The 14,433-nt window shown below is 36.0% G+C and carries 7 protein-coding genes; all 7 read left to right on the plus strand.

All coding sequences use genetic code 11. The features are described 5' to 3' along the window. Positions 1–336 precede the first annotated feature (336 nt). The 7 genes from EDF66_RS16490 to EDF66_RS16520 all read left to right on the plus strand — a co-directional run bounded on the left by EDF66_RS16490 (position 337) and on the right by EDF66_RS16520 (position 14,384). Positions 337–1,515, plus strand: coding sequence for an ROK family protein (locus tag EDF66_RS16490; RefSeq protein ID WP_132843815.1), 1,179 nt, complete (start codon positions 337–339; stop codon positions 1,513–1,515). A gap of 21 nt (positions 1,516–1,536) precedes the next feature. Continuing rightward, complete coding sequence (locus EDF66_RS16495; RefSeq protein WP_132843817.1) at positions 1,537–4,761, plus strand: SusC/RagA family TonB-linked outer membrane protein; 3,225 nt, start codon at positions 1,537–1,539, stop codon at positions 4,759–4,761. A gap of 18 nt (positions 4,762–4,779) precedes the next feature. Continuing rightward, positions 4,780–6,360: a SusD/RagB family nutrient-binding outer membrane lipoprotein gene (locus EDF66_RS16500; RefSeq protein ID WP_132843819.1), complete on the plus strand. Its 1,581-nt coding sequence runs from the start codon at positions 4,780–4,782 to the stop codon at positions 6,358–6,360. 69 nt (positions 6,361–6,429) lie between these two features. Beyond that, the gene (locus EDF66_RS16505) at positions 6,430–7,863 is read left to right on the plus strand and encodes an alpha-L-fucosidase (protein ID WP_132843821.1); all 1,434 of its coding nucleotides are present in this window, start codon (positions 6,430–6,432) and stop codon (positions 7,861–7,863) included. A gap of 328 nt (positions 7,864–8,191) precedes the next feature. Next, the gene (locus EDF66_RS16510) at positions 8,192–9,367 is read left to right on the plus strand and encodes an ROK family protein (RefSeq protein ID WP_132843823.1); all 1,176 of its coding nucleotides are present in this window, start codon (positions 8,192–8,194) and stop codon (positions 9,365–9,367) included. A 22-nt stretch (positions 9,368–9,389) separates the two neighbouring features. After that, positions 9,390–12,773 (plus strand): SusC/RagA family TonB-linked outer membrane protein, encoded by a 3,384-nt coding sequence (locus EDF66_RS16515; RefSeq protein WP_132843824.1) that lies wholly within the window; start codon positions 9,390–9,392, stop codon positions 12,771–12,773. 12 nt (positions 12,774–12,785) lie between these two features. Further along, on the plus strand, positions 12,786–14,384 hold the full coding sequence (locus tag EDF66_RS16520; protein WP_132843826.1) for a SusD/RagB family nutrient-binding outer membrane lipoprotein: 1,599 nt from the start codon (positions 12,786–12,788) through the stop codon (positions 14,382–14,384). Positions 14,385–14,433: the final 49 nt, after the last annotated feature.

Genomic DNA, 14,433 nt, shown 5'->3' on the forward strand with positions numbered 1-14,433 from the left:
ACCACTGATAAGTCATAATAAAATTATGAAAGTAGCTTCGAAGAGTACATATAATTTTAGAATAAAAAAAACATAATTATTTACACCGTAATTCTTCAAAAGTAAAAACATCGTTACTAATCTTTCAGATTGTAAGCGTGACAACAAATAGATTGGTTTCTTACTTCCATAATTGTATTGTAACAATTTAAGTAACTTTTGAAAATTAAATCAAATTCAATAGTCAGTTACTAATAAATATAGGTAAAGACATGATTACTTATTAAAAAAAATTATAAAGTCATTGATTTTACAAAGAAATTTGCTTTCTTTACTGTTTCAATACGAAGATAATTAATGATGAACAGCCAAATCTTAAAAGCACTTTACTTTCAGGAATCACAATCAATTGCACAGCTAAGTAAAACTTTTAATAAAAGTATTCCGGTTATTACCAAATCAATAAATTCCTTACTGGAAATGAGACTCATTGAGGGTAATGGTTTTGCGACATCAACGGGAGGAAGACGCGCTATTCAATTCAAGCTAAACAATAGCCTTTCTCATTATATGTTAGTTATTGCGCTTGATCAATATTATACATCGATTTACATTTATAATCTTGAAAACAAAATAATTGAACAGATTATTGATCAATATAATCCCCTTTCTTGCGAGTCAGAAACACTCCAAAACATCATCAGTTATGCTGATCAGCTTATTACGAAGTCACAGATTCCACTAGTCAATTTTATTGCGGCGGGTGTGAGTATGCCCGGATTTGTAAACACACAAAAAGGCGTTAATGATTCGTACGATAAAAAATGTAACCTACACCACATTAAAAAACACATCACTGATCATTTTAAAATTCCGACAATTATTGAAAACGACTCCACCTGCATTGCTTTTGCCGAACAAAAATTTGGCGCCGCACAAAAGACAATAAATGCATTAGTCATCAATTTAAATTGGGGCGTCGGATTAGGCATGATCGTAAACGGTCAAATATTTAAAGGATCGAGTGGTTATGCAGGAGAATTTAGCCATATACCACTAAGCCATAGCAACACCCTTTGTTCCTGTGGAAAAAAAGGATGTTTAGAAGTAGAGGCATCGCTCAGCGCTGCAGTAAAAGATGTACAGAATGCTTTAAAGGCCGGAGAAAAATCAAGCTTAGAAGCCGAACAATATAATAACCTACTCGCACAAGGTGATGCTTTACTGGAGAATGCATTACAAGGTGATCAGCTTGCCATAGCCAGTCTTGGAAAAATCGGCTATATGTTAGGAAAAGGCATTGCCACCTTAATCCATATCCTCAACCCTGAAGTAATCATCATTAGTGGTCGGGGAGCCAAAGCCGGTGCCATACTCATGCCTCAGATTCAGACAGCAGTAAATGAATTTTGCATACCTAGATTAGCCAGCACAACACAATTAAAAATATCAGAAATAAACAAACAGGCACAAAGTATCGGGACTGCGGCCTTTATTATAGAAAACACATTACAAACCCTTATAACTACAAACTAATTAGCTTATAAATCATTACTCATGAATTATTTTCAAAAAAAGAGTGCGGGATTAGCGTTATGTACTTTAGTTAGTGCATCATCCTTATTCGCACAGCAATCCATTACCGGAACAGTAAAAGATGCTTCAGGACCAGTATCCGGCGTAACGGTTACCGTAAAAGGAACCTCAAGAGCTACACAAACCACTTCAAACGGCAGTTTTACCATCCAGGCTTCACAGGGGGAAATCTTGCGATTTACAACGATTGGATATAAAACTACTGAAATTACTGTTGGCTCAACTAAATCGATTAATGTATCCCTAACGCAAGATGCTTCTGCATTAGACGAAGTCGTCGTAACAGCAATGGGTATCAAACGTGATTCAAAAGCTTTAGGGTATGCGGTCAGCAATATCAAATCAGAAGAAATTACAAAAGCAGGAAATACCAATTTTGGATCTGCATTGTACGGAAAAGCTCCAGGTGTTAAGATCACAACAGCACCGGGTGGTTCTGCAAGTGCTGTAAATGTACAGATCCGTGGCATTAACTCGTTAAACTATCAAAGACAACCTCTTTATGTGGTCGACGGTATTATTATTCGTAATGATCAACAAAACGGTGCCTCAGGAGCTAACAACAATAACTTCAACAATGATCAGCGTATCCGTGGAAATGGAATGTTAGATATTAATCCTTCTGACATTGATAATATTTCTATTTTAAAAGGAGCTGCAGCAAGTGCACTATACGGTTCAGATGCAGCAAGTGGGGTTATTGTCATCACCACTAAAAAAGGTACTAAAGGCCGCGGGCTTGGTGTTGATTTCAATTACAACGGTTCTTTGGAGAGAGCGGCATTTCTTCCAAAATTCCAAAATGAATATGGACCTGGGTATGATGCTACAATTAATACAACAAATGGAGCAACTGCCGAAGGTTGGATTACAGATCCAAATTCTCCATCAGGAAGAAGACCTTATTTTAGATCTTACGCCAGTTTTGGCCCAAAATTTACAGGCGAGGATGTACTATGGTGGGATGGACAGGTAAGACCATATGTGGCTCGAAAAAACAACTATTATGATGTCTTTGATAAAGGTTACAATTCAACAGCAAACGTTGGAATCTCCAATCAAACCGAAAAACTAAACTACCGTTTAAGTGCAACCCGAATGGACTACAAAAGTACAAGTCCAGGTAGCAAGCAAAATAAAAATACCTTCAACTTAAACAGTTCACTTAAATTAAGTGACAAAATATCAACAGATATCGTTGCAAACTATATCAATACCAACACACACAACCGTACCTATTTACTTGGAAATGTTTTGGGAAGTTTTGATGGATTCTTCAGCAGAACTGAAGATATGGCAGCAATGAAAAATGCCTATCAAACTTCAGATGGATATAAGTATTCTAAATATGGAACAGGACGTCCTGAAGATTTTACTTATACCATGAGAGCCTCCAATCTATTGGATTATTTTTGGAATCAATACAAAAATAGTTACGACGAAACCGAAAATCGCCTCTTAACAAGCGCTACATTAAATTGGGATATTGTCAATCATTTAAAATTCCGTGGAAGAATTGGTAATGACTTTACATCTGCTACCAGTACAAACAAACAGTATAATGAAAATGCAACCGTTTACAATCTTCCTGACAGAAGTACAGGTGGATATGCAACAACAAAAGGAGCTTATTCCATCTTGTATGGTGATGCCATGTTGACATACAGCAACAAGATCAATCAAGATTTTGACTATACTGCAAGCGTTGGTTTCCAATCTCGTTCGGAAAACTATGATGATCAATCTTCAAGTACAGACGCTGGTTTGGTTACAGAAAACTGGTTCAGTCTAAGCAACAGTTTAGTCCAACCATTAACAACTAACAACCGCAAGGAGATGCTAAAATACGCCTATTTTGGATCATTGAATGTGGGTTACAAAGGTTATCTATATCTTGATGGTACTTATCGTTCAGAATATTCTTCTACGCTACCCGTTCAAAACAATAACTATCAATATGGTTCTGTTAGCGGAAGTTTTATCTTCAGTGATGCTTTCAATATGAAGTCTGATAAATTCTCATATGGTAAACTTCGTGCATCATATGGTATAGTAGGTAATGATGCGGCGATCTACGAAGCCAATATCGCTTATATGCAAGGTCCATTATTAACAGTTAATGGAGCAATACCAGCATTAACCTATAAAAATAGATACGGGAATTTAGACCTTAGACCTGAACGAAAATATGAAATGGAGTTTGGTCTAGAATTAAAATTCTTAAAAAATAGATTAGGTTTAGATGTGAGTTACTACAATAATTACATCGAGAATCAAATTCTTGGATTGACATCTCCAGCTTCTACAGGTGCCACCTCTCAAATTTTAAATATCGGAAAGATAGCTAATAATGGTTTAGAACTCTCTTTAAACGGTACACCGATCCAAAATGAAAACTTCACGTGGACATCGAGATTGAACTATTCATTTAACAATTCTAGAGTAAAGGAATTAATGGCTGGTGTCAATGAACTTGTTTTCTATAGTGCTGATGCTAATTCATTAAAGATAACAGCAAAAGCAGGAGAAAAATTGGGTAATATCTATGTCTACGATATCGCAAAAGATGATCATGGTAATAATTTGATTTCAGATGAAGGTTATTATGTAATGGATAAATCCAAATATAAAATGGTTGGCAACATTATGCCTAAAGCAATTGGCGGATGGACAAACACATTTACATATAAAAACTTCATGTTAGATTTTACAGCTGATTATCGCTTCGGTGGTAAAATGGTTTCTGAGAATTTAAAATACGGAATGGCTTCAGGGCTGTATGAGAACACGCTTCCATATAGAGAAACTGGAGTTACTCTGCCAGGAGTTAATGCCAATACAGGTAAAACTAATGACGTCAATCTCAGTGGAGCAGAATACTACTTCAATACATTTAACTGGGGTGATGACTCTTGGTCTGAAAAAGGGGCAGTATATGACAATGATTTCATTAAGCTGAGAGAGTTATCCATTGGTTACCGTATTCCTGATAGCTTTACAAAAAGAATAAAAATGAACAATCTTAGATTTTCATTAATCGGTAGAAATTTATTCTATATCTACAGAACTTTAGAAAATCTAGACCCGGAAGCACCTGTAGGAAATGCATGGTGGTCACAAGGAGTTGATGTTGGTTCATCAGCGGCGACAAGAAGTTTCGGATTTTCATTAAATGCAAACTTTTAACTCTAAATCTTAAGAATCATGAAAAAAATACTCATTACTATATTTACAGTTGCTACAATCTTCTCATCATTGATAGGATGTAAAAAACAACTGGAAGAGAAATTCCAAAATCCTGATGCGACAGAAAAAGCAAGTATTTCGGCTTTCTTCGCTGAATTACTAAATAATGATCGCGTAAGACCATCATACTGGCATTATCGTACATTCATATTGTCTAATCAAGCAATTTATACACAGACGGCATCTTTCACACCGTCTAACTCTATGTACCAACCTAGTGATAGCTATTCTTATCAATATTGGACCGATTTTTATGCTCCAGGTGTATTAGGAATATATCGTTCTATGGAAAAAGCTTATACAGCTCTTCCAGAAACTGAACAACCCAATTCGAAAATAATTCTTCAGGCCGCTAAAGTTGTGATGTATGATGAAGCTTCTAAACTAATCGACAATTTTGGAGATATCCCATTTAGTGAGGCTGGAAGTCTACCATTCACAAATGAGATCAAATTGCCAAAATTTGATGAGCAAAAAGAATTATATTATCAATTTATTGCCGATTTAAAAGAAATCAACACTTATTTTGAATCTGCAAAGTCAACACCTGAATTCAGTAAATATGATATTCTCAATAAAGGTAATATCACAAAATGGAGAAAATATACAAATTCATTGAGATTACGTTTATTGATGAGAATTTCAAATGTTGATGAGACAAAAGCAAGAACTGAAATTTTGGAAATGTTAAATAATCCAGCACAATACCCACTTGCTGACGGTGATAATGATGCTAATTACAAACCAGATCAAGCAGACATCTTACTTGCTCCTCTGACAAATAACACATCAACACTAAGACAGGCATTGATTGAAGGTCCTAATCACTATGCGACAGACCATATGTTAAACAAAGTGATGTTACCATCACAAGATCCTCGTATTCCTGTATTTTATGATAAATTTGGAAAAACAGTTGATGGAAAGTTTATTGCAAATAAAGAATATAGGGCTATGCCAATTACCTTCACTTCAATTGAGGTAGAACAAAATTTCCCACTTTATTCAGTTTTGGATTCGACCACATTTGCTGATAATAAAAGATTACCAGGCATTGTTTTCTCTGCAAGTGAGACAAATTTCATAAAGGCGGAAGCACAATTGAGATGGGGTTCAGCGGCTTTAGCAAAAGAGGCTTATAATACTGCGGTAAAACAATCTATTTCTTTTTATTATTATCTAAACAGTATAAATGATGTCGAACTGAAGAAAGAAACAAAACCTAACGAAAATATCATTACTAATTTCGTTGATAAATCATCCATCTCATTTACTGGTAATTCTAACAAAGATTTAGAATTAATATTAACACAAAAATGGCTTCATTATGGATTTCTTCAAGCACAGCAAGCTTGGGCAGAATTGCGCAGAACAGGTTATCCTGTATTGACTTTTCCTGTTGCAGGATTAGTAAATTTTGCAAACCCGCCGATGCGATTAAATTATCCTTCTGAAGAAACAGCAAATAATAGTGAAAACTATGAAGCAGTAAAAGCAAAGGACAAGAGAGATACCAAAATTTTTTGGGACATCAATTAATTTTTTTATACCTTTAAAACGAAAGCCACTTTACGTGGCTTTCGTTTTATAATAACAAATTATAACCACATGAAATTAAAAACCTTAATCCCTACCCTTGCACTGCTCTGGTCGGGACAATATAGTTTTGGGCAAGCTCATAATGTATCTTCTGGTTACCAAAAACCAACCGACCCATTAGTTATTGAAAACCTAGAACAGTGGCAGGACATGAAATTTGGGCTTTTTATGCACTGGGGAACATACAGTCAATGGGGTATTGTCGAAAGCTGGAGCTTATGTCCGGAAGATGAAGGTTGGACACAACGTAAACCAGAACATGGAAATAACTATTATGATTATGTAAAGAATTACGAAAATTTACAAAAAACATTCAATCCAACAGATTTCGATCCTAAAAAATGGGCCGATGCCACAAAAGCTGCCGGGATGAAATATGTTGTATTTACCACAAAGCACCACGATGGATTTGCCATGTTTGACACGAAAGAGTCTGACTACAAAGTTACCTCACCCAATACACCATTTTCAAAAAATCCGAAAGCCAATATCACAAAAGAAATTTTCAATTCCTTCCGAAACGATGGCTTTAAAATAGGTGCTTATTTTTCGAAACCTGATTGGCATACCGATTTTTATTGGTGGAACTATTTCCCGCCTAAAGACCGTAACGTGAATTACGATCCGCAAAAACATCCGGAAAGATGGGAGAAGTTTAAAAATTATACCTACAACCAATTGAATGAGTTGACCTCTGAATATGGAAAAGTGGATATTTTATGGCTAGATGGTGGTTGGGTCAGACCGTTCAAAACCATTGACCAATCTGTTGACTGGCAACGAACCATTAAGGTAGAACAAGATATTGATATGGACCGTATCGGTAATATGGCGCGTAAGAACCAACCCGGCATCATTGTCGTCGACCGTACTGTACCGGGTAAGTGGGAAAATTATGTCACACCTGAGCAGGCCATCCCAGAACACACATTAGACATCCCGTGGGAAAGCTGCATCACCATGGGTAACTCTTTTAGTTATGTCCCGAATGATCAGTACAAGCCCACTAAAAAAATTGTAGAAACTTTGATCAAAATTATTGCACGAGGAGGCAATTATTTAATGAACATAGCGCCTGGACCAAATGGGGACTACGACCAAGCTGCGTATGACAGATTAAAAGAATTAGCTTCGTGGATACAGATCAACCAAGGCGCAATATATGCTACCCGTCCAGTTGCTCCCTATCATGATGGAGATTATTACTATACCAGAAGTAAGGACAGCAAGACAGTCAATGTTTTCCATATTGTAGAAGGCGACAGCTATAAACAACCAACTGAGTTTACGTTCAACGTTCCAGATAATTTCAAAATTAAAGACATGAGTATCTTAGGTCACAAAGGAAAATTGAAATGGACACAGAAAGAAAATCAAATTGTTGTTAAGAATCCAAGCACAAAATTAAACTATGCAACAGTTATTCAATTAACATTGAAATAAGGTTTAAAAATAAATAACTACACAAAACCTACTGCATCTGATCTTGCAGTAGGTTTTTCATGCCCATCTCTCCGAATCCTGTTACAATTTCTTGAAACTCATATCTTTTTTCAAAACATAGCTTTAAAATAATAAAATCTCCTAAAAATTTTAATTTACCGCTTTTATTCCCTACAAAATATCGAAATCTTAATCAAAATATCTTAACTAGATTAAGATGATATTAATTCCCGTTATTAAGAAAATTTACTTATTAAAAAAAAGTAAAAAGTATTTGCATCTTAATAATTTTATATTAACTTTACTATTACGGAAAACCAATCCTATTATGAATAACCAAATTATAAAAGCAATATACTTTCAAAAACTGCAATCGATTGCGCAGTTAAGTAAGACATTTAATAAGAGCATTCCACTCATTACAAAATCAGTAAATTCATTATTAGAAATGAATTTAATTGAAGGTAATGACCTCGCCGCTTCGACAGGCGGAAGAAGAGCTATTCAATTCAAAATAAACAACAATTTAAACACCTATACTTTAGTAATAGCGTTAGATCAATTCTACACCTCCATCTACATTTTTGATCTGGAAAATAACGTAATTGCAGAAAATGTTGATAAGTATAATCCCTTAAAAAATAGCAATAAAGCTTTAGAAACAATTATCAGTTTAACGGAAGCTCTAATTACTCACTCAAAAATCCCTGTTTCCAATTTCTTAGGTATAGGCATTAGTATGCCCGGCTTCGTGGATACAGAAAAAGGTATAAATGATTCATATGATAAACAATCTAAGTTATATCATATTAAAAAATACATATCTGATCACTTTAACATACCAACCATCATTGAGAATGACTCCACCTGTATTGCTTTTTCAGAACAAAAATTTGGTGCTGCTAAAAATATAAAAAGTTCTTTAGTCATTAATCTTAATTGGGGTGTGGGTCTGGGTATGATCGTGAACGACCAAATATTCAAAGGATCAAGCGGTTACGCAGGTGAGTTCAGTCATATTCCACTCAGTGACAGTAACGAATTATGCTCCTGCGGAAAAAAAGGCTGTCTTGAAGTAGAAGCGTCTCTTACCGCAGCAGTAAAAAACGTGCAGACAGCAATTAATGCTGGAGAAAAATCAAGCTTAGAAGGTGATCAGAACAATAATCTGTTAGCTCAGGGTGATGCACTATTAGAAAGTGCACTCAATGGCGATCAATTAGCTGTCGCTAATCTCGGAAAAATAGGTTATATGCTAGGAAAAGGAATAGCGACATTAATTCATATTCTCAATCCTGAATCTATTATCATTAGTGGCAGAGGAGCTCGAGCAGGAACCATTTTAATGCCTCAGATCCAAACAGCAATCAATGAATTTTGTATTCCACGATTAGCACAGGCCACACAACTTAAAATATCGGATAGCAATAAACAGGCCCAGAGTCTAGGAACTTCAGCCTTTATTATAGACAACTTTATACAAACACTTTTTCACAAAAACTAACCACACTTATAAACCATTCATTATGAGTTATTTTTACAAAAAAAGTGCGGGATTGGCATTATGCACCTTGTTTAGTGCATCCTCCCTTTTCGCACAGCAATCTATTACCGGGAGAGTAACAGATGCAAAAGGATCAGTCGCCGGTGTAACAGTTTCCGTAAAAGGAACATCACGTGGAACGCAGACAGATGCAAATGGTAGTTTTACGATTCAGGCTGCCCAAGGCGAAATTTTACGTTTCAGCAACGTAGGATATAAATCAATTGAAATTACAGTAGGTTCAACTAAAACGATTAATGCTACTTTGTTAGAAGATGCAGGAGCCCTGGACGAGGTAGTTGTAACTGCTCTGGGAATAAAGCGTGAGGCAAAAACAGTTGGTTACTCTGTTCAGAAAGTCGGTGGGCAGGAATTAACACAAACTAATGCACCTACGGTAGCAACCGGTTTGATGGGAAAAGTCTCCGGTTTGAATATTAGTGTTCCAAATGGTGTCGAAGGAGGTTCACAACGTGTCGTTATCAGGGGAGCAGCTTCTTTGAAAGGAAGTAATCAGCCCTTATATGTCATTGACGGTATGCCCATTGATAACAATCAAATCGCTAGTAGTGGTAATGATATCACAAAAGCAAATGGGTCATATCAAGATTGGGGATCTATATTAAATTTCATTAATCCTGACGATGTAGAAGATATCAGTGTTTTAAAAGGACCTACAGCTGCTGCACTATATGGTGCAAGAGGTGGAAATGGTGTTGTTTTAATCACAACTAAAAAAGGGAAATTAAAAGAAGGATTAGGAATTGATTATAACTATTCTTTCCGTTCCAATACTCCCTACCGTTATCAAGATATGCAAAATAAATATGGTTATGGAGGTGCTATTGCTTTATATTCCAGTATTCCAACATTACCAACAGATGCGAAAGGCCAAGTTCGATACCCTGGCGCAGATCCATGGTCAGGAACAAATATTACTGATCAGCGATGGTTAAGCCAAGGCGCAGTACCCGGAGGATTAAATACATGGGATTATTTTAGTTGGTATGGAACTGGTGCATCTTGGGGAGCTGAAATGAAAGGTCAGGAAATTTTATGGTGGGATGGGACAAAACGAAACTATTCACCGCAACCGGACAACATCAAATCCTTTTACAGAAACGGTAATACACAAACACATAATGTTGCTTTCAGTGGTGCAAATGACCTAGGTAGTATACGATTATCCTATACAAGACAGAACAATACCTCTATCATTCCAAATAGTGACTTTGATAATAATACCTTTAATTTAGGAAGCAGTGTTAAAATTTCTAAAAAAGTCACTGCAGACGTTTCGACCAGTTACATCAATTATAATAGAAAAAATTCACCCGACGTTGGAAACAGTAACAATTCATGGGGTAAATTTTCAACATATGGTATGTCTCGCGATTATCAAAATCTAGAAAAAGACCTTTACAGAAATGCCGATGGTAGTAAAAATCTTTTAGATGGATCCGTTTATTCAATGGGATATCCTTATGGTGGCTATGGTAAAGATCTATATTGGAATACCTATATGAACAATTCCTTTCTTAATAGGGATCAATTATTAGGAACAATAAAATTAAATGTAGAGATGACAGATTGGTTATCGTTGATGGGTAGAGCATCTGGTAATTTTTCATCTGATGAATTAGAAAAGAAAAATTATCCTACGGATAAAGAAGGTTTACAAGGAACTTATGCACACGAAATGTATAAGACCACTGATCGAAATCTCGATTTCTTAGCAACAGCACATAAAGAAAATCTAGGTGGATCAAAATTCAGTGGTAGTATTTCTGTTGGAGCAAGTTCCTGGAAATCTAATTATAGAGCAATTCAGGCTAAAAATGACGGCCCTTTTGCCGTACCTTATTTATTCTATCTAAAAAATATTAATAAAGCAGGTAATGCTATCGACTTTCAACCAACTGAAGATCGAGCTGAGCAACAAATTAACTCGTTATTAGGAATAGCGAATATTTCGTATGATAATTTCCTTTTCTTAGAAGCGACTTTTAGAAATGATTGGGCTTCTACACTTCCAAAGGATACCAGAAGTTACAATTATCCAGCCGCATCCTTAAGTTACGTCTTTACTGAAAAAATGGCAAACAAGCCAACATGGTTGGATTATGGTAAACTAAGAGCCGCATTTGCAGGAAGTGCCATCGGAACAAAGCCGTATCAAACAAAGTATATCTATACAACCGGTATTTTCAATGGTCAACCCGTTCGTAAAGTTGCTAATAATTTACTACCGGCAGCCGATTTAAAACCTCAAAGAACTAGTTCTTATGAATTTGGAACTGACTTAAGCTTCTTAGCAAATAGATTAGGGTTGACATTTACCTATTACCGTGTAAACTCTACCGATCAAATCATTGACTTAAATGTAGCGCCATCTTCTGGTGTTGGAGAAGTAAGAACAAATTCGGGAGAATTAGTAAATAAAGGTTACGAATTTACACTAAGAGGAACTGTTATCAAAACCCCTGATTTTTCTTGGGACCTAACACTAAATGGAGCGCATAACACCAACAAATTAGTTTCTCTTGCTCCTGGTATCAATGAATATTACCTAGATGAAATGTTTGGAAACCAAGGTGTCACAATGAAAGTTAAGGTTGGTGATAATTTTGGAACTATTTATGGAACTGACTTTAAATATGCAAAAGATGGCAGTAAAATCGTAGAGAGAGTGATGGACGGTAAAGGAAATCCAACAGGAACCCGTTATTCAGTAACAAGCGAACAAGTGCCGATTGGAAACGCTAACCCAAAATTAACAGGTGGATTAGGAACTAACTTACGTTACAAAAACTTCTCCCTATATGGACTAGTAGACTTTAAGTGGGGTGGAGATGTTTGGAGTGGAAGTTACTCCACTGCCATGGGTAATGGATTATCACCTGCAACACTAAATGAACGTGATGGAAACGGACTACCTTACACCTACCCTGATGGAACAAAAGGTAACCATGGTGTCATTTTAGATGGCGTTTTTGCAGATGGAGATGGCAATGTAATCAGTAAAAACACAGATGTAGTTCATTACATGTGGAAATATGCAGGAGCATATGCGGCTTGGTCAGGAATAAATATGCCTAGAAGTTTAGCAGTATTAGATAATTCCTGGTTAAAATTACGCGAATTAAGATTATCTTATCAAGTTCCAAAGTCAGTCGTTCAGAAAACTAAATTTTTCCAAGGTATGACTGCTTCTTTAATCGGTAGAGATTTATTCTATATTTATTCAAGCCTACCCGACAATTTGAATCCTGAAGCAATCAATGGGATTGGAAATGCGCAAGGAATTGAATTTGGAGCTTTGCCAGGTGTTCGTTCTTTTGGTTTTAGTCTAAGCGCTTCATTTTAAAAAATAGAAATCATGAAAAGAAATCATATCAAAACAATCTTATATTTATCACTAATCCTTGGGACTGCAAGTATCACTGCTTGTACAAAGAATTTTGATGAAATGAATGCTCCGTGGAAAGATGCACAGACCGCTGACATCAACAGTCTATTTAATGGCGCGGTCGCAAGTATGGAACTTGGAGCTCAAGAGCAGGCAACAGCAAATACATTTATCTACCCAATTAGCCAGCTTGGAACAACAGTGGGTTCATCCGGCTATTCAATGCAAAATGCATCGAATGAACTCTGGGAAAATTACTATAGAGCACTCATTAGTCTTCGACAGATCGATAAGATGATCAGTGATTCCCCTGATAAAGCTAAATATCAAAATATTCAGGCGATGTCGAATATTATTAAAGCATATAAGACGCTAAGAATATCAGATATTTTTGGAGATATTCCTTTTTCAGAAGCCGGTTTAGCTAACTTAGGTCCCACTAACTATGCTCCAAAATTTGATTCACAAAAAAGTATCTACGAAAGCCAACTCAATGAACTAAAAACTGCAGTTGCAAATCTGACTGCATCTTCAGACCAGATCAGTATTGGCTCATCGGAGTCCCTTTTTAATGGTGATATTGCTCAATGGAAAAAATTTGGTAATTCACTAAGATTAAGGTATGCTTTAAGAATGAATGATGCTAACGCTAGTGCAGCAGTACCTCATGTACAAGAAGCATTAACATTACCATTGTTAGAAAATATAGAAAACGTTGGATTAACTCCTTCTGTGCAAGGATTTACAGGAGAATGGCGTGAATGGTCATTTCATGCAGGACTCTACTTAAGAATGGGAAGTACAGCTTGGAATATGCTCAGCGATTCTAATAATCCCGCAGGAACAGGAATCATCGACCCGCGAGCTAAAATATTTTTTGAAACAAATGCAAAAAATGAATGGGCTCCAAAAGAACAAAACACTGCTGTATCTGATGGAGGAGAGCCTTACAACAGACGTAGAGATGAAGATTGGTCAAATAAAGGAGCAGGCAATCTATTATCAAATTTTAACTATTACTTTGGTCGTGATAAAAACATTCCTGAATTAATTATAACTGCAGCTGAAGTGTATTTCTTAAAGGCAGAAGCTGCAGCAAAAGGTGTAGGCCGTACTGCAAGTTTAGCAGATGCTAAAACGCAATACGAAAATGGGGTAAAATCATCTATTAACTTTTGGACTTCTATGGCGATTAAGAGTTCGGTATGGAAAGAAAACAAACCATCGGCTATGCCTACAAATGCAGAGTTAAATGCCGTACTTGCTAATCCAAAAGTAATTTTCTCAACTTCATTATCTACAGAAAACGCATTAAAACTTATATACGCACAAAGATGGTTGGACAATTTTAGACAACCTTACGAAGCATGGGCATTAACAAGACAAACAGATGCAACACCTAAGTCTAGTAAGGATGATAATCTTTATCAAAGTCAATTTGGCTTTATAAAAAAGCTAAATTATGCTGACAAAGAATATCAATACAATGGTGAAAATACACGTAATGCAACAGGAAAATTGACCGGAGAAGCATGGCAAAAAGTAAAAGTTTGGTGGGACGTTAATTAACATTATAAATAATCTTAAAAAAGGAAGCCACATAAGTGGCTTCCTTTTT

The sequence above is a fragment of the Sphingobacterium sp. JUb20 genome (assembly GCF_004342035.1).
In the GTDB taxonomy this organism is placed as follows: Bacteria; Bacteroidota; Bacteroidia; order Sphingobacteriales; family Sphingobacteriaceae; genus Sphingobacterium; species Sphingobacterium anhuiense.